This window comes from Janthinobacterium sp. UMAB-56 (assembly GCF_900095265.1).
In the GTDB taxonomy this organism is placed as follows: Bacteria; Pseudomonadota; Gammaproteobacteria; order Burkholderiales; family Burkholderiaceae_D; genus Janthinobacterium.
This window is the reverse complement of sequence record NZ_LT607657.1, coordinates 226,862-243,567: the sequence shown is the minus strand read 5'-3', so window position 1 is coordinate 243,567 and position 16,706 is coordinate 226,862. Positions and strand designations below refer to the sequence as shown.

Annotated in this window: 15 protein-coding genes; 5 read left to right on the top strand and 10 right to left on the bottom strand. The window is 63.3% G+C overall.

All coding sequences use genetic code 11. From position 1 onward, the window contains the following. Window positions 1–556 (bottom strand): carbohydrate porin (locus K0F85_RS15245; RefSeq protein ID WP_219116822.1); only part of this gene is annotated, 556 nt, incomplete at its 3' end. Window positions 557–901: 345 nt separating this feature from the next. On the opposite strand from K0F85_RS15245, the gene K0F85_RS15240 reads away from it, so the two are divergent. Both K0F85_RS15240 and K0F85_RS15235 read left to right on the top strand, forming a co-directional pair. Next, window positions 902–2,815, top strand: a complete 1,914-nt coding sequence (locus K0F85_RS15240; protein WP_219116821.1) for a glucokinase — start codon at window positions 902–904, stop codon at window positions 2,813–2,815. After that, window positions 2,799–3,887, top strand: a complete 1,089-nt coding sequence (locus tag K0F85_RS15235) for a LacI family DNA-binding transcriptional regulator (protein ID WP_219116820.1) — start codon at window positions 2,799–2,801, stop codon at window positions 3,885–3,887. The genes K0F85_RS15240 and K0F85_RS15235 overlap by 17 nt, the downstream gene beginning before the upstream one ends. 28 nt (window positions 3,888–3,915) lie before the next feature. Here the strand turns inward: K0F85_RS15235 and K0F85_RS15230 are convergent, their stop codons facing one another. The 5 genes from K0F85_RS15230 to K0F85_RS15210 form a co-directional block, all read right to left on the bottom strand. Beyond that, window positions 3,916–5,712: a diguanylate cyclase domain-containing protein gene (locus K0F85_RS15230; protein WP_219116819.1), complete on the bottom strand. Its 1,797-nt coding sequence runs from the start codon at window positions 5,710–5,712 to the stop codon at window positions 3,916–3,918. A gap of 72 nt (window positions 5,713–5,784) precedes the next feature. Beyond that, window positions 5,785–6,717, bottom strand: a complete 933-nt coding sequence (locus K0F85_RS15225; protein WP_219116818.1) for a carbohydrate kinase — start codon at window positions 6,715–6,717, stop codon at window positions 5,785–5,787. Continuing rightward, on the bottom strand, window positions 6,714–7,928 hold the full coding sequence (locus K0F85_RS15220) for an AGE family epimerase/isomerase (RefSeq protein ID WP_219116817.1): 1,215 nt from the start codon (window positions 7,926–7,928) through the stop codon (window positions 6,714–6,716). Before K0F85_RS15220 ends, K0F85_RS15225 begins: the two co-directional genes overlap by 4 nt. A gap of 68 nt (window positions 7,929–7,996) precedes the next feature. After that, window positions 7,997–8,998: a tetratricopeptide repeat protein gene (locus tag K0F85_RS15215; RefSeq protein WP_219116816.1), complete on the bottom strand. Its 1,002-nt coding sequence runs from the start codon at window positions 8,996–8,998 to the stop codon at window positions 7,997–7,999. Then, a complete protein-coding gene (locus K0F85_RS15210) occupies window positions 8,995–9,834 on the bottom strand; it encodes a tetratricopeptide repeat protein (RefSeq protein ID WP_219116815.1) in 840 nt (279 codons plus the stop codon). The genes K0F85_RS15215 and K0F85_RS15210 overlap by 4 nt, the downstream gene beginning before the upstream one ends. Before the next feature lie 136 nt (window positions 9,835–9,970). Between K0F85_RS15210 and K0F85_RS15205 the strand changes: the two genes are divergently transcribed. Then, complete coding sequence (locus tag K0F85_RS15205) at window positions 9,971–10,369, top strand: DUF1090 family protein (RefSeq protein ID WP_219116814.1); 399 nt, start codon at window positions 9,971–9,973, stop codon at window positions 10,367–10,369. A gap of 2 nt (window positions 10,370–10,371) precedes the next feature. On the opposite strand, the gene mmsB is transcribed toward K0F85_RS15205, so the two are convergent. The 3 genes from mmsB to K0F85_RS15190 all read right to left on the bottom strand — a co-directional run bounded on the left by mmsB (window position 10,372) and on the right by K0F85_RS15190 (window position 14,147). Continuing rightward, the gene (gene mmsB / locus K0F85_RS15200) at window positions 10,372–11,259 is read right to left on the bottom strand and encodes a 3-hydroxyisobutyrate dehydrogenase (protein ID WP_219116813.1); all 888 of its coding nucleotides are present in this window, start codon (window positions 11,257–11,259) and stop codon (window positions 10,372–10,374) included. Window positions 11,260–11,268: 9 nt separating this feature from the next. Continuing rightward, a complete protein-coding gene (locus tag K0F85_RS15195) occupies window positions 11,269–12,783 on the bottom strand; it encodes a CoA-acylating methylmalonate-semialdehyde dehydrogenase (protein ID WP_219116812.1) in 1,515 nt (504 codons plus the stop codon). 146 nt (window positions 12,784–12,929) lie between these two features. Beyond that, window positions 12,930–14,147, bottom strand: a complete 1,218-nt coding sequence (locus K0F85_RS15190; RefSeq protein WP_219116811.1) for an ABC transporter substrate-binding protein — start codon at window positions 14,145–14,147, stop codon at window positions 12,930–12,932. A 121-nt stretch (window positions 14,148–14,268) separates the two neighbouring features. Here K0F85_RS15190 and K0F85_RS15185 point away from each other — a divergent pair, with 121 nt between their 5' ends. Together K0F85_RS15185 and K0F85_RS15180 are read left to right on the top strand one after the other, a co-directional pair. Then, window positions 14,269–15,186: a LysR family transcriptional regulator gene (locus K0F85_RS15185; protein WP_219116810.1), complete on the top strand. Its 918-nt coding sequence runs from the start codon at window positions 14,269–14,271 to the stop codon at window positions 15,184–15,186. A 42-nt stretch (window positions 15,187–15,228) separates the two neighbouring features. Beyond that, entirely contained in the window at window positions 15,229–15,759 is a 531-nt protein-coding gene (locus K0F85_RS15180; protein ID WP_219116809.1) for an isochorismatase family protein, read from the top strand. 23 nt (window positions 15,760–15,782) lie between these two features. Here the strand turns inward: K0F85_RS15180 and K0F85_RS15175 are convergent. Further along, on the bottom strand, window positions 15,783–16,706 hold a 924-nt coding region (locus K0F85_RS15175; RefSeq protein WP_257572801.1), incomplete at its 5' end, for a heparan-alpha-glucosaminide N-acetyltransferase domain-containing protein.

The window sequence follows — 16,706 nt, the reverse complement described above, 5'->3', positions numbered from 1 at the left end:
TATCGTTGTCCTTGAAGAAGGCATACGAGAATTTACCCGGACCCGCAGGAATACGGTCCAGGCCGGCGCCCGTGCCGTTCATGTTGATGTATTGCAGATCCAGCATGTGGATGTCAGGACGGTAGTAGAAGCGCTTGCCGACCCAGGCCGTGCCGCCGTTCAGGAAATCGAGTCCCTGCGCTTCGACATAGGCTTTGACGATGCCCAGCTTGTTGTCGCCGAAATCCGAATTCGGCGCATAGGCATTGACCCAGATGGTGGCCAGGTAGTTCACGCCGCCGGACTTGGCGACGGACTTGGTGTAGCCGAATTCCGTGTAGGCGTCGCACTCATTGCCCAGACGGTATTTCATGGTATTGCCACCCAGGCCGAAACAGCCTTGCGAACCGCCGTCACCCGAAGTATTGCTGCCGGCGCCGGCGCGCAGGTAGCCGTGGAAGCCTTCGGCGTCGGATGGGTACATGGGGTCGGCGGAAGCGGAACCGCTGGCGATGGCTAAGACGATGGCAGCAGGCAGTGTTTTCAACACAGCCTTCAACATGTTGCGATGCAGCATGGTAAGTCTCCTCAGTAATTTATTTTTTATCTAGTCATTCGTGGCCGAATGTACTGGCCAGAATTCTTTCCAGCAGGGACATAGTAACTATACTACGAACAAATATCAACATATTATGTTGTAATCCTACGACTACTCTGCGACACTTTATTTGTGCTCGCATTTGCCGTTTGAAGGCACTGCTTTTCATGGTGACGTGTGCGTTTTTGAGCCGATACATGAACATCTTCAAGGCAGGCCTGCATTTTTCGGCACGCAGTACGTATACGAATTAAAATCCTTGGTTTTTGCCATAATGACAGTGCGCCGCCAAGACAGCGCACGCAGACGAGACTAGGCACCGCCATGAAAATTGATGAAAAGATGGAAGTAGCAGGCAGCGATCCGGCGGAGCGTTTCAGTGACGGGCCGCGCCTGCTGGCAGACATTGGCGGCACCAATGCCCGCTTCGTGCTCGAAACGCGCCAGGGTCACCTGGAAGCGGTGGCCGTGCTGCCCTGCGACGACTACGCTTCGCTGCTCGACGCCATCACCGCCTATATGGATAGCAGCGAGGCGCGCGCCGCCGGTTCGGCGCGCGTGCGCCATGCGGCCATCGCCATCGCCAATCCCATCGACGACGACAATATCCGCATGATGAACCATCACTGGTTCTTCTCGATCGAGGCCATGCGCGCCGCGCTGGGCCTCGACACGCTGCTGGTGGTGAATGACTTCACGGCGCTGGCCATGGCCCTGCCCTATCTGCGGCCCGACCAGCGCCTGCAGATCGGCGGCGGCATGGCGCGCGCCGACAGCGTCATCGGCCTGCTCGGTTCGGGCACGGGCCTGGGCGTGTCGGGCATGATCCCCGCCGAAGACCGCTGGATCGCGCTGGGCAGCGAAGGCGGCCACGTCAGCTTCGCCCCCTGCGACCAGCGCGAGATGGACGTGCTGTCCTTCGCCTGGCGCGAACTGTCGCACGTCTCGGCCGAGCGCCTCGCCTCCGGACGCGGACTGGAGCTGATTTACCGCGCCCTGTCCGAGCGCGCCGGCAAGCCCGATGCGGCGCCATTGCTGGCAGCCGACATCACCAGCCGCGCCCTGAACAATGAATGCGACGTGTGCCTGGAAGCGGTGGACTGCTTTTGCGCCATCCTCGGCTCCATCGCCGGCAATGTGGCCATGACGCTCGGCGCGCTGGGCGGCATCTATATAGGCGGGGGCATCGTGCCGCGCCTGGGCCCCCTGTTCGAACAGTCGCAGTTCCGCGCCCGCTTCGAGCAAAAGGGCCGCCTGAACGAATACCTGGCGCAGATCCCCACCTTTCTGATCACGGCCGAACTGCCGACGTTCCTGGGCATCGCCGCCATCCTGGCGCAAAAACTCAAGCGCGCCCATTCCGGCGCTCCCGTGCTCGAATCCGTGCGCCAGGCGCGCGGGCGCATGAGCCCCTCGGAGTGCAAGGTGGCCGACTGGGTACTGAAGGAGCCAAACGCCATGCTGACCCTGCCGATCGCCGAGATCGCCCAGAGGGTCGGCGTCAGCCAGCCCACCGTGATGCGCTTTTGCCGCTCGATCGGCGTGCAAGGCCTGGCCGATTTCAAATTGAAGCTCGCTTCCGGCCTGACGGGCGGCGCCATCACGGTAGCGCACTGCCATGTGGAGATCTCGGACTCCGACGCCGAACTGGCGCGCAAGGTGCTGGGCAATAACGCCTCGGCCGCGCTGGCGCTGCGCGACATGCTCGACGTGAAAGCGCTGACGGCCGCCATCGAACTGCTGCGCGGCGCACAGCGCGTGGAATTGCTGGCCGTGGGCAGCGCCCGCGTGGTGGCGGACGACATGCAGCAAAAGCTGCTCAACCTGGGCATCGTCAGCAGCTTCTTTGCCGACCCGCAGGCGCAGGAAATGAGCGCCGCCATGCTCAAACCGGGTGACGTGGCGCTGGTCATCTCCCGCTCGGGCGCCCTGCCCGACCTGCTGCGCACCGTCAAGGTGGCGCAAGGCTGCGGCGCGCGCGTACTGGCGATTACGGCCAGCGGTTCGCCACTGGCCAAGCTGGCCGACGTACTGCTGACCTTGAACCACCCGGAAGGCAACCTCAATTTCGTGCCCATGATCGTGCGCCTGCTACAGCTGATGATGCTCGATATCCTGTCCGTGGGACTGGCACGGCGCGACACGGCGCAGCGCACCAGCGCCGCCGAACTGGAAGAAGGTCAATTGCACGGCATGCGCATCAGCGGCAAGCTGAAATTCGGTGGCCACCTCGAATAAGGCGGCGCACGCCGCTCCCGACACAGCCAGCGGCGCTACCGTGCATGACGTGGCGCGCCTGGCCGGCGTGTCGGCCATGACGGTATCGCGCGTGATCAATGGGCGCACCAGCGTCAGCGCTGCCACGCGCAACAAGGTCGAGGCGGCGATCGCCAGCCTGCGCTACCAGCCCAATCTGGCGGCGCGGGCAGCCCGCACGGGCACCCTGCGCATCGGCTTACTGTACAGCAACCCCAGCGCGGCCTTCCTCAGCGAATTCCTCGTCGGCGCCATGGACCAATGCCGCCAGGGCGGCGGCCAGCTGCTGCTCGAACGCTGTGAAGACCTGGACAGCCAGCGCGCCGGCATCGCCTGCCTGGTGGCGGCCGGCGTGGATGGCATCCTGGTGCCGCCGCCCCTGTGCGATTCGCCGGAAGTGCTGGCGCAGCTCAATCAGATGGGCATCCCCGCCATCGCCGTGGCCACGGCGCGCCCCTCCCCCGGGGTTTCTGCCGTGCGCATCGACGACTACGAAGGCGCGCTGGCCATGACGCGCCATCTGCTCGCGCTGGGGCACCGCGACATCGGCTTCATCGAGGGCGATCCGGCGCACACGCCCGCCCTGCTGCGCCGCCAGGCCTTCGAGGACGCCATGCGGGATGCGGGCTTGCCAGTACCGCAGAACAGGGTGGCGCAAGGCTATTTTACGTATCGCTCGGGGCTGGACGCGGCGCGCCAACTGCTGGCGCAACAACCGCATCCCAGCGCCATCTTCGCCAGCAACGACGACATGGCCGCCGCCACGCTGGCCGTGGCGCACGGCATGGGCTTGCAGGTGCCGCAGGATGTGAGCGTGTGCGGTTTTGACGACACGCCCGTGGCCACCACGGTGTGGCCGGAACTGAGCACTATCCACCAGCCCATCGCCGACATGGCGCGCGCCGCCGTCAATCTCGTCATCGACGAAATACGCCAGCGCCGCGCTGGAACGACGGCGCCCGCCACGCATCGCCTGATGGAATTTACCCTGATGGCGCGGGCATCGTCGGGCATGCATACGCCGACGACGAGCAAGGGCGGCCGCCGACCTTGACGCGGCCAATGCTATGCCTGCGCCGCGCCTACACCACCTCGGCGGCAGGGCTGCCGATGGCAGTCACAGCATAACCGTTGCGGCCAGCATTTTTGACCTTGTAGAGCGCCGCGTCGGCCGCCGTCAATAGTGCCCCTGCCGTCGTATCGCCGTGCTCACTGAACGCCAGGCCGACGCTGGTGGCCACATGCAGCGCGATGCCGCCGCAAACAAAGTGCGCGACCATCTCTTGCACGATTTTCCTGCCCAGTATCGCAAGCTCGGACTGATTCGTCAGTTGTTCAAAGATGATGACAAACTCGTCGCCCGCCAGGCGCGCCACGGTGTCCGAGGCGCGGATGCAAGCTTTGAGCCGCTTGGCAAATTCAATTAACACCAGGTCGCCGATGCCATGCCCATAAGTATCATTGATATTCTTAAAATAATCGATATCCAGATAGGCCAGCGCCAGGCCCGTGCCGGCGCGCCTGGCCCGTATCAAGGCCGCAGCCAGCGCCTCGTCGAACATGCGCCTGTTGTTCAGGCCAGTCAGAATGTCCGTGCGCGCCAGGGCAGCGAGCTTGCTCTCCGCCACTTCCCTCTGCAGCGACAGCGCATAGAATGCACGGCTCAGCTTGCCGAACTCGTCGCGGCGATCGACATCAAACACCTGAATATCGGCATGACCTGAGTGTATCCTGGTTACGTGCCTGCCCAGTTCACCCAGGGGGCGCAACAGCAGCATCACCGCCAGCCAGCCGGCGCAACTGGCCAGCAAGGCGACGCCTGAGGAAGCAAGGATGACCTGGGCATAAATATCGGTGATCGGCGTGAATGCCTCGCTCTCAGGGTACACGGCGCCGATGATCCAGTCGGACGAACGCAAATGCTTGTACGTGATAATTGCTTGCACGCCCAGCTTGGTTTTACCCTGCATCCAGCCGTCAAAGCCACGCAAGGCGGCCAGCGTGGAAGGCGTTGCGCCGCCCGTCTCTTCACTCACGCGCTTCAGCACGCGCGCCGGGTCCGGATGGTGGAGTAATGTGCCGTCGTCCGTCAGCATGAACAGATAACCGCTCTTGCCCGGCTTGAGCTGCTCCCACTGACCGAAAAATGTCGGACTTTGCAAATTGATGCCGCCAGCAATCACATACAGCAATGTGCCGGCTGCGTCATAGATCGGTTCGGTTACCAGCACGATGGGCTTGCCCGACAACTGGCTCTTGAATGGACGCGATATGACGCCCTCCCTGACTTTCACGGTCTCGATAAAGTATTCCCGCGTGGCGAAATTGAGCTTGCCGACCACGCCCCGGTCATTCATGCTGGCAATCAATTTTCCAGTCGCATCAAAGGCGACGAGATTGAAAAATTCCACGCGCAGGGAGACATGGCTTTCGATATATGCCTGCATCCGCTGCGGATGGGCATACACGTCCGCAGGCAATCCCTCTGCCAGCAGCTTGAGCAGCGCTTTTTTGGCGTTTAAGTCGTCGTCGATATACGCCGCCGCACTCGTCAGCAAGGCATATTGCTGATTGCCGATGACGGCAACCATCTGCCCTTGTGCGACAGACAGCGCCGTGAGCGCGACAGAGCCGGTCGCGCACAGCACCAGCACGCCCACGAGCACAGTCATCTTGAATGTAAAGCTCCTGGGATTGAAAAATTTCCAGATCTTATGCATGCGGACTTCCTTCTCAGCGCCCATGCTCTGTAAAGCGCACAGATCCGGCCAGGTAACGCCATGCATGGCACTGGGAGGAACGGCATATGTTTCAGCGTATGACTTGGAGCTTATCCCCGCAGATGCAGACACTCCAGGGACAGGCTCTTGACATGGCAAGAACGCAAATCTTACGCCTTTTATTGCAAGAAGGGCGCCCTGGCACCGCTGAATACACACACCATGCCCACATCATCCCAATATAGTGCGCTCCAGCAACGACTCCACCAATTCCACCGACGGCGGCGCACCGCCGGCCGCCAGGCAGGCGCCAGCGCCGGCCGCGACGGCGAAGCGCAAGTGCTGGCCGCCATCGGCATCGGGCCGGTACATCAGGCTGTACAGCAGACCGCCGATGCTGGCATCGCCCGCGCCCACCGAGTCGATCACCTCGATGACGGGCGGCGCCGCCCGCCAGACTTGCTCGCCCCGGTACAGGGACGCACCCTGCGCGCCACGCGTGTACAAATACGTGGCGTGCGGGTTCCAGCCGCGCAGGACGGCAAACGCGCCATCGATATCATCGTGGCGGAACAGGCCCGCCAGATCTTCGTCGGACACTTTGATCACGTCGGCCAGTGCCGTCATGCGGCGCAAGGTGGCGTCGTAGCGTTCATCCATCATGATGCGGAAATTCGGGTCGTAGCTGATCTTCACGCCGGCCGCCTTCAGTTGCGCCGCCAGCGCCAGCAGCTTGCCCGCCAGCGGTTCGCGCGCCAGGCTGATGCCGCCGAAATGCACCCACTGCGCCCCCTGCATCCAGCCATCCGGCAGCAACGCCGCATCGAAATGCAGGTCGGCGCTGTCGTCGCCAATGAAGTAATACGTGGGCGGATGCAATTCGTGCACGATGGCCAGCAGCGGCGACTTCGCATGGCGCTGCAAGAAACGCATGTCCAGGCCTGCCGCCTCGGTGGCAGCGGCCAGCGCGTCGCCGAAGACGTCGAGGCTGACGCCGCCCGCAAAAGCGCTGGGCACGCCCAGGCGCGCCATCACGCGCGCCACGTTCCAGGTCGAGCCGCCCACCTGGCTGCTCCAGGCGTCCGCGCCCGTGCGCAGCATGTCCGTCAACGCTTCGCCGGCGGAAACAAAAGTAGGGAAAGAGGGAACAGCGGTGGCGCTCATGCTGCACCGCCTATCACGTTAAGCACTTCATAGCAGGCGCCCATGGTGTGGTAATCGACCTTGCCTGCCGGGCTTTTCTCGTTGCTGATTTTCTCGTTCCGTGGCGTGAGGATGCGGTACCAGGCGCCATGCTCATGGTCGACGAAGTGCCGCCAGCTGTAATCCCATATCTTGTCATAGCTTTGCCAGTAGGCTGCGTCGCCGGTGCGCGCGGCCAGCACGGCGGCCGCCGCGAAGCTTTCCGCCTGCACCCAGAAGTATTTGTCGCCGTCGCAAATCTCGTCCTGCGGGCCGAAGCCGTAATGGATGCCGCCATGCACGCCATCCCAGGCCTTGGCCAGCGCCATGTCGTACAGTTCGCGCGCGCGCGGCAGCAGCCAGTCGGACGGACCGGCCATGAACTTGGCGTGGCGCTCCATGATCAGCAGCAGCTTGGCCCACTCCGTGAAGTGGCCGGGCTGGTAGCCCCACGGACGGAAGATATTGCTCTTGTCGTGCAGGTTGTAGTCCCAGTCGATCGACCAGTCGGGTGTGTAGTGCTCCCAGATCATGCCGCCGGCCAGACCCGCCTGGCGCACGGTGACGTTGTGCGCCAGCGTTACGGCGCGGTGCAGGTAGCGCGCCTCGCCCGTCGCCTCGAACGCGGCCAGCATGGCTTCGCAGGCGTGCATATTGGCATTCTGGCCCCGGTAGCCGTCGAGGGTGGCCCAGTCGGCGCTGGCCACGTCCGCATACAAGCCGTGTTCTGGCAGCCAGAAACGCTGCTCCATCAACTCGAACGTCTCGTCCAGCCAGGCGCGCGCTTCCGTCATGCCCGCCTGCAGGGCGTGGGCATACGCGAGCAGCACAAAGGCCAGGCCGTAGCAGTGGTTGGCACCGTCTTCCACCGTCTTGACGCCGTCTTGCCATTTCAGTTGCCAGGCATAGCCGCCCGTCACCGGGTCGCGGTGCACGTCGCGCAAAAAGGCCACGCCGTGGCGCAGGGCTGCCTGGTAATCGTCGTCGCCGAAACGGCGGTAAGCCATGGCGTAATTGAAGATGAAGCGCGTGCTGCTGACCAGGTGGCGCGTGCCGGCGTCATACACCGTGCCGTCATCGAGGAAGAAGTGATAAAAGCCGCCGCTCGCATCGATGGCGCGCGGGTGATAAAACTGCATCGTGTGCAGGATATGCTTTTCGAGCATTTCCCTGGAGCGGAAATCGGGATTCATGGGTCTCTCATGATATTGTTATCGATAACAATGATGATAGCATGCCGTCCCCGCTCCGTCATTCCCAGTCAGGGGCGCTTGGCCAGTCTGAGCTTTTCACGCCACAATGCCGCTTGCGCGGGATCGGCCGCCTGTCCCAGCTCACCCTTATCGTACACCTTGACCAGCCTTTGCATGGCTTCCACATCGCCCTGCCTGGCGGCCAGCAGGTACAGCGCGAACGGCGGCGGCGCCGGCCCTTGCCGCGTGGCCCCACCACGCCCCTGCTCCAGCAGGCGCGCGAAACCCGTCTGGCCGGGCGGGCTTTTGGCGATCGCCGCCATCTCGTACCAGCCCAGGGCCGCCTCGTCGCTCTGCCCCACGCCCTGCCCCACCTCATACGAGTAGGCCACATTGTTCAAGCCGGGCGGATCGAGCGCCTTGGCCGCCTGCATATACCAACCGAACGCTTCCTTGCGCTGCGCCTCGTCCTGCGCCGTCATCATCAGGCGGTAGCCGATTTCATTGTAGGCAGGAATAAACCCGTTTTCGGCATAGAACTTCAGCCAGTGCAGCGCGTGCGCCCGTTCTTCCGGGCTGCTGTGGATATTTTCGTAGTGTTGGGCCACCATGAAGTTGGCCAGTTCCACGCCTTGCGCGGCGCCCTTGCGCGACCAGTATTCTCCCAGCTTGCGGTCGATTGCCATGCCCTGGCCCAGCGTGTAGGCCACGCCGAGGAAAGCCTGCGCCGGGCCATCGCCGTTTTCGGCCGATTTCTTCAGCCACGCCAGGCCGGCGTCGACGTCGCGCGGCGTGCCTGCGCCGCCATGCAGCATCTGCGACAGTTCCAGCTGGGCGGCGCTGTCGCCCCCTTCTGCCGCGCGGCGCGTCTTGTCGAAGGCGGCGACCTTGTCGGGCGACAGGTCGGCCGGACGGTTGACCACGGCCTGCGCGCGCGCGCGCATCTCATCGTGTCCCTTGGTATCGAATTCGACCAGCGCCGGATGCTGGCGCGGCGCGGGTTTTGCTACAGGCTGGGCCAGCACCGGCTGCGCCAGCGCCAGGGTCCATAGCAATACAATGGCCTTCATTTATTGTCCTTCTCGGCCAGCTTGCCGCGCCACTCGTCCGCCATTGCGGCATTCACCGCTTGTCCCAGTTCGCCCTTGACATACACCTCGAGCATGCGCCGCATGGCGGGCAGGTCGCCGCTCCATGCGGCCCGCTCGTACCAGATCAGGGCCCACTTGTCCGACTGTGCCACGCCCAGTCCCAGTTCATGTGCGCGGGCCAGGTTGCGCATGCCGGCCAGGTTCTTTTCGCGCGCCGCCTTGTAATACCAGTGGAAAGCCTCGCCGCGATCCTGCTCATCGGCGGCTGCGCGCATCAGGTGCTCGCCGAGCGCGTTATAGGCAGGAATAAAGTGTTCTTCGAGCGCGGCCTTCTTCAGCCATTTGATGGCCAGCGCCTGCTCTTCGGCACTGCTGTCGCCGTTGATGAATTCCAGCGCCAGAATGGTCTGCGCCAGTGCGTCACCGTGCGCCACGCCCTTGCGCAGCCAGTACTCACCCTGCACGCGGTCAATGGGCACCTTGTCGCCCACCGTGTAGGCCAGCCCCAAAGCCGATTGCGCCGGCGCATAACCGCCTTCGGCCGACTTGCGCACCCAGGCCATCGACTGCGCCGTGTCTTGCGGCGCGCCGACGCCCAGCTGCAGCATGCGCGCCAGTTCCAGCTGCGCTTCGACGTCGCCCGTTTCAGCCATACGCCGGGTCTCGGCAAATTCGGCGATGCTTTCCGGGCTATGGCTGGCCGCATCGGCCCTTGCCTTGATGGCGATCAGCTGCAGATCGAGCAAGGTGGGCGGCGTCTGCGCCAGGACCGGCAACGGCAGCAACAGCGCCAGCGAAATCACATTCTTGTGCATGCGATGGTGTCGGGAAGGAGAAAACACGCATGGTAGCCGATGCCGCGCGCGGGTGGCGCGCACTGCACGCGAAGTTTGACAGGGCGCGCCGGCAGGCTTACATTGAATCAACTAAACCAAGCTGCCCAGGAACGCCATGACCCGCCTATCGAAAACCGCCTTGACCTTGCTCGTTGCCCTCGCCGCCAGCGCCAGCACCACTGCCAGCGCGGCCGACACCCAGCTGGCCGGCTGCGCCGCCAAGCGTGAAGGCATCCGCAGCGAATTGCGCCAGGCGCAGCAACAGGGCCTGTCCGACAAGGTCGCGGGCCTGACGCGCGCGCTCGACGAAGTCAACGCACACTGCCGCGACAACATGCTGGTCGAGCGCCACAACAAGAAGGTGCTGAAGGCGCAGGCGAAGGTGAACCAGACGGAGCGTTCCCTGCGCCTGGCCCAGGAAGCAAATAAACAGCCGAAGAGAATCGCCAAACTGGAAGGCAAGCTGGAAAAAGCCAGGGCCGATTTGGCGGCCCTGCAGGCGCAGCAGCCTTAAGCCTACTCGCCCAGCAGTTGGTAAATGCTGGAAAAATCCAGCGCGCCGGAGCCGGCCTTGCTGTGCAAACTGTATAAATTGCGCGACAGGGCGCCCAGCGGCACCGAGGCGCCACTGGCCAGCGCGCTTTCCACGGCCAGGCCCAGGTCTTTCAGCATCAGGTCGACGCCGAAGCCGCCCGTATAGCCGCGCGAAGCGGGCACGTTCTCGGCCACGCCCGGACAGGGGTTGTACACGTCCAGGGTCCAGTTGCGGCCCGAACTTTTCGCCATCACGTCCGACACCACCTTCGGGTCCAGGCCATTGGCCACGCCCAGGCGTATCGCTTCGCTGGTGCCGACCATCAAAATCCCCAGCAGCATGTTGTTGCAGATCTTGACCGTCTGCCCGCAACCCGAGCCGCCCGCGTGGAAAATCGCCTTGCCCATGATCTCCAGGCAGGGCCGCGCCGCCGCCAGCGCCGCTTCCTCGCCGCCCACCATGAAGGTCAGCGTGCCGTTGCTGGCGCCCGCCGTGCCGCCTGACACAGGCGCGTCCAGCATGGGCATGCCCTGCTCCTGTGCAGCGCGGCCCACCTGGCGCGCCGCCTCGGTGGAAATCGTCGAACAGTCGATCAGCAGGGTACCTGGCCGCGCCTGCGCCAGGATGCCAGCGTCACCAAGGTAGGCGCCGAGAACGTGGCGGCTGGCCGGCAGCATGGTGATGACGATGTCGGCCGCACCTATCGCCGCCGCCTGGTCATCGGAGACCAGGCCGCCGCCGTCGGCAAACTGCCGCACGCTGGCCGGCAGCAAATCAAACCCCGTCACCGCATGGCCGGCGCGCACCAGGTTTTGCGCCATGGGCAGTCCCATGTTACCGAGGCCGATGAAAACGATATTCGTGCCCATGGCCGCCCCTTATTTCATCGAAATGGTGGTGTTGACGCCGCTGCCGCCATCGTCCGGGGCGAACCAGCGCGCCGTGACGGTCTTGGTCTGCGTCCAGAAGTACAGCGCCTGCTTGCCGTTCGGACCCAGGTCGCCCAGTTTCGAGGCGCGCGACCCCGTGAAGCTGAAGTAGGCGACAGGCACGGGTATGGCCACGTTGATGCCCACCTGCCCCACGTCGATCTCGTTCTGGAACTTGCGCCCGGCCCAGCCCGACGAAGTGAAGATCGAAGTGCCATTGCCGTTCGGGTTGGCGTTAATAAAAGCGATGGCCTGGTCCAGGGTGTCCGTCTCGACCACGCACATGGCCGGGCCGAAAATCTCTTGCGTGTAGACGGAGTTCGACGCTGCCACCTTCGAGAAGATCGTCGGCCCCATGAAGTTGCCGCCCTCGTAGCCGGCCACCTTGTGGCCACGGCCATCGAGCAGCAGTTGCGCGCCTTCATCCACGCCCGCCTGTATCAGTTTTTCCGCCCGTTGCATGGCAGCCTTCGAGACCATCGGCCCCAGGTCGGCCTCGCGGTCGCTGCCCGGTCCCACTTTCAGCGCTTGCGAGCGGGCGACGATTTCCGGCAGCCAGGAACGCGCCTCGCCCACCAGCACCACCACGGAATTGGCCATGCAGCGCTGGCCGGCCGCGCCGAAGGCGGCGCCGATCAGGTTGTTGATGGCTTGCTCCTTGTTGGCGTCCGCCAGCACCACGCAATGATTTTTCGCGCCCATCATCGATTGCGCGCGCTTGCCCGATTCGCTGGCGCGCCGGTACACATGCGTGCCCACGTGCGTGGAGCCGATGAAGGACACGGCCTTAATGTCGGGATGGTCGCACAGCATGTTGACGACATCGGCGCCGCCATGCACGACGTTCAAGACGCCTGCCGGCAAACCCGCCTGGTACATCAGCTCGACCAGGTACATGCTCGATGACGGGTCCTGTTCCGACGGTTTCAAGACAAAAGTATTGCCGCAGGCGATGGCGATGGGGAACATGAAGCACGGCAGCATGACGGGGAAGTTGAAGGCCGTGATGCCGGCGCCCACGCCCAGCGGTTGGTAGATATTGTAGACGTCGACGCCGGTGGCCGCGTTTTCCGCGATCTCGCCCAATTGCAGGGTGGCGATCGAGCACGCATGCTCCACCACTTCCAGGCCGCGCATGACTTCCCCTTCCGCGTCGGGCAGGGTCTTGCCATGTTCGCGCGTGATCAGTTCGGCCAGGGCGCCGATGTTTTCGCGGATCAGGTGCTGGTACTTGAGCATGATGCGCATGCGCGCCGCCAGCGGAGTATTGCGCCAGCTCTTGAACGCTTCCTTGGCCTTGGCGACGGCCAGATTGACTTCATCCGGCGTGGAGAACGGCACCCTGGCGACGATTTCCTGCGTCGCCGGATTGACGACGTCGCGCCATTCGGTGCTGGTCGATGCGTGGTGCTTGCCGCCGATATGCAGGGGGATGCTTGGGACTTGGGTGAGTGCTTGGTTCATTTGTTTAGGCTCCGTTAATTCGATATGCGAAAGTCCCGTCACAGCAGCGGAAATCTGGAGTCAGTTCCTTCGGAATCGGGATTTTCCCCACTAGGGAAAATCCCCCCGCCGGGTCTGACCCCGGCCCTCTGCTGCTCAGCCGAAAATTATTTCTTGACCAGGTTGCATGCCGCCGCATCCATCGGCTTGAAGGCCTGGTCGGCGGGGATGGTGGACAGCACTTTCAGGTAGTCCCACGCTCCCTTCGATTCGGCCGGAGTCTTCACCTGCACCAGATACATATCGTGAATGACGCGGCCATCGGGACGGATCGAGGCATTGTTCATCACAAAGTCCTTGATGGGCAGTTCGCGCATTTTCTGGGCGACGACCTTCGAGTCGTCGCTCTTCGCAGCAGCCACCGATTTCAGGTAGTGATAGACGCTGGAATACACGCCCGCCTGCACCATGGTCGGCTTGGCGCCCTTGTTGAGCGCCTCGAAACGTTTGGCAAACGCGCGGCTGCGCTCATCGTAATCCCAGTAAAAGCCATCCGCGTAGACCAGGCCCTGGGCCGTGTCCAGGCCCAGGGCATGCACGTCGGAGAGAAATACCAGCAAGGCGGCCAGGCGCTGATCCTTGCCACTGCCGATGCGAAATTCGCGCGCCTGCTTGATGGCCGAGACCACGTCTGCGCCGCCATTGGCCAGGCCGATCACCTGCGCCTTCGACCCTTGCGCCTGCACCAGGAAGGACGAGAAGTCCGAGGCGTTGAGCGGATGGCGCACGGCGCCCAGCACCGTGCCGCCATTGTGCTTGACGACTTCGCTGGCATCTTTTTCCAGCGAATGGCCAAACGCATAATCGACGGTGACGAAGTACCACGATTTCTGCCCCAATTTGGTCAACGCCGCCGCCGTGCCGGCCGCCTGCGAATAGGTGTCGAACATCCAGTGGAAACCGTTCGGCGAGCAGTCTTCATTCGTCAGGCGCGTGGTGGCCGGGCCGCTGAACATGGCGATGCCGCCCTTCTCTTTCATCAGCTTTTGCACGGACAGGGCGACCGAGGAATTGGTCAGGTCGGCGATGGCGTCGACCTTGTCGCGGTCTATCCATTCGCGCGCCTTGGAGGCGGCGATGTCGGCCTTGTTCAAGTGGTCGGCCGAAAGGATTTCGATCTTCATGCCCTTGCATTCGGCCTTTAAACAATCTTCGACGGCCATCTGGCTGGCGACGACGGAGCCGCGCCCGCCCATGGCCGAATACGGGCCGGACATGTCGGTCAGGATGCCGACCTTGACGACGCCATCGGAAATTTGTGCGTGCGCGCCGCCAAAGGAAAGGGTGAGCGCCAGCGCGCCCATGGCCAGTACGGTTTTTTTCATGCATGTCTCCAGGTGAATGGGTTTTCTTGTATTTATAGATGCATTCTGCATGTGTAAAAATATGCACTCAAGTGAAATTAATGCATAATTCCTTTGCAAAAATGCACAAGGAGAGTCTGCCATGCTCGATTGGGACAATGTACGGGTCTTCCTGGAACTGACGCGCAGCGCCGGACTCGTCGATGCAGCGAAAAAGCTGGGCATCGACCATTCCACCGTGTCGCGGCGCATGCGCAAGTTCGAGGAACAGGTGGGCACGCAACTGTTCGACCGCAATTACGTGGGCTACCAGCTGACGCCCGAGGGCCACCGCCTGATGGAATACGCGGAAACGATGGAAAGCACGGTGTTTGCCGCCACCGAGGAGCTGGGCGAACACAATCGACTGCTGTCGGGGCAAGTGCGCCTGGGCGCCACGGAGGGTTTCGGCGCCATCGTGCTGGCGCCCCACCTGGCGCAGTTTTGCGGGCGCTACCCGCACATCAGCGTGGACCTGATCGCCGTGCCCCGTTTCGTCAGCCTGTCCAAGCGCGAGGCGGACGTGGCCATTTCCATCGAGCGCCCCCTGTCCGGCCCGTATGTGGTGACGAAGCTGTCCGACTACCGGCTGAAACTGTACGCCACACCAAGTTACCTGGCGCGCCACGCACCCATCACCAGCGTGGCGCAACTGGCGCGGCACCCCATCATCGGCTACGTGGACGACCTGGTCTTCAGCGCCGAACTGCGCTACATGGACAATGTGGCGCCCGATTCCCTGCGCGCATTTCGCAGCACCAGCGTGATCGCCCAATACCATGCGGCGCGCGCCGGCCAGGCGCTGGCGATCCTGCCCTGCTTCGTGGCGCAGCAGTCGAATGAACTGGTGCCCGTGCTCGATGGCGACATCGACCTGCTGCGCGCCTTCTGGATGATTTCACCGAGCGAGCGGCGCAATATCGCCCGGGTCAGCGCCCTGTGGAATTACCTGCGTACCGCCATCGACCTGAATCACGCCTACCTGATGGGCGAAACGGCCACGCCCAGCTGGCCCAGCTGAACTTGCTACACTGTCGCCAACGACTGCATAAAGGAGAATGCCATGCTGATGGATGCAAACCAGGCTGTTTTGGTCATTGTCGACCTGCAAGGCCGCTTGATGCCGGCCATCCACGACGCCGGCCTGGTGCTGGCGCAAAACCTGCGCCTGGCGCACATCGCCCGCCTGCTCGACGTGCCTGTGCTTGGCACGGAACAGAACCGCCAGGGGCTGGGGCCGAATGTGGAAGAAATCGCCGCCCTGTGCGAACAGACCTTGCACAAGACGCATTTCGGCGCCTGTGCCGACGGCTTGCAGGATATCCTGCCGCCCGGCCGAAAACAGATCGTCGTCACGGGCTGCGAAGCCCATGTGTGCATGCTGCAGACGGCCATCGGCCTGCTGCAGCTCGGGTACGAGGTCATCATCGCCATCGATGCCGTCGGTTCGCGCCAGGCTGCCAGCCGCGACGCCGCACTGGCCCGCCTGGACAAGCTGGGCGCCCACCTGCTGACGGTGGAGATGCTGGCCTTCGAGTGGCTGCGCGACTGCAAGCACCCGCGTTTCCGCGAGGTGCTGGCGCTGATCAAATAGCCATTCTCACGCAATAGACTGGCCTAGAAATAACGCACCCACGCCTGCTTCGACGTGCGCTTGTAGTTGGCAAACGCGCGGCAAGGGAAGTACAGCACGGGCATCAGCAGCAAGGCCAGCAGCCAGACTTGCCAGATATGTTCGACGCCATAACGTGCACCGTGATTGGCGCCCAGCACGGCCGTCAAGGTCAGGCCGATGGCCAGCAACAGATACAGGTGCAGCAAATAGTAAAACATGGGCGCGCCGCCAAAGGTGGCGCAGGCACGCGTGAACCAGTTGTCCAACGACTCCAGCCAGGCCAGGCCCAGCAGACCCAGGCCCAGGGTGAACAGCAGGAAGTCCAGTGACGGCGGATACTTGGTGAAGTTCAGCACACTCATGGCCGTGCGCACGGCGCTCTCGCCCGCCACCCACGGCAGGGTTTCGCCATACAGATTGAAGCCGCGCAGCACGGCCAGCAGCAACAAGCTGCCACCGCCCAGCGCCAGCAGCCAGCGGCGGCGTTCCTGCGGCGAACGGCTGCGCGCATACAAGGGGCCTGCCGCGTAGCCAAGCACGATCACGCCTATCCACGGCAGCAGCGGATAGCTGACCTTGATTTTCATGGCGCCATCGGCGACCAGATAACCGCGTTGCAGCAGCACTGTCAGCAGATAGTGGCCAAGGCTGCCCTCTTGCGCGCGCAAGCCAGTAATCAAATGCTGGCCGGCGATAATCGCCACGCCGAGCAGCAGCAGCACTTTCAATGGCAGCTTGTGCAGCACGGCCAGCGCCATCATGGCCAGGCCGATGACCCAGATCACCTGCAGATACAGTATGGCCGGCGGAAACGCTCCACTCCAGGCGAAATTGACGAACACCAGTTCCAGCACAAGCAGCAGCAAGCCGCGCTTGAACAAAAAGCCCGCCGCGCTGCGGGGCCCGGCGGCCGGATGCGCGTACAG

What these genes read in the sequence shown, in the direction of transcription:
- mmsB (WP_219116813.1), bottom strand. Translation starts at nt 11,259, where the DNA reads ATGGGCACGAATATCGTTTTCATCGGCCTCGGTAACATGGGACTGCCC.
- K0F85_RS15205 (WP_219116814.1), top strand. Translation starts at nt 9,971, where the DNA reads ATGACCCGCCTATCGAAAACCGCCTTGACCTTGCTCGTTGCCCTCGCC.
- K0F85_RS15215 (WP_219116816.1), bottom strand. Translation starts at nt 8,998, where the DNA reads ATGAAGGCCATTGTATTGCTATGGACCCTGGCGCTGGCGCAGCCGGTG.
- K0F85_RS15185 (WP_219116810.1), top strand. Translation starts at nt 14,269, where the DNA reads ATGCTCGATTGGGACAATGTACGGGTCTTCCTGGAACTGACGCGCAGC.
- K0F85_RS15190 (WP_219116811.1), bottom strand. Translation starts at nt 14,147, where the DNA reads ATGAAAAAAACCGTACTGGCCATGGGCGCGCTGGCGCTCACCCTTTCC.
- K0F85_RS15195 (WP_219116812.1), bottom strand. Translation starts at nt 12,783, where the DNA reads ATGAACCAAGCACTCACCCAAGTCCCAAGCATCCCCCTGCATATCGGC.
- K0F85_RS15240 (WP_219116821.1), top strand. Translation starts at nt 902, where the DNA reads ATGAAAATTGATGAAAAGATGGAAGTAGCAGGCAGCGATCCGGCGGAG.
- K0F85_RS15225 (WP_219116818.1), bottom strand. Translation starts at nt 6,717, where the DNA reads ATGAGCGCCACCGCTGTTCCCTCTTTCCCTACTTTTGTTTCCGCCGGC.
- K0F85_RS15220 (WP_219116817.1), bottom strand. Translation starts at nt 7,928, where the DNA reads ATGAATCCCGATTTCCGCTCCAGGGAAATGCTCGAAAAGCATATCCTG.
- K0F85_RS15180 (WP_219116809.1), top strand. Translation starts at nt 15,229, where the DNA reads ATGCTGATGGATGCAAACCAGGCTGTTTTGGTCATTGTCGACCTGCAA.
- K0F85_RS15210 (WP_219116815.1), bottom strand. Translation starts at nt 9,834, where the DNA reads ATGCACAAGAATGTGATTTCGCTGGCGCTGTTGCTGCCGTTGCCGGTC.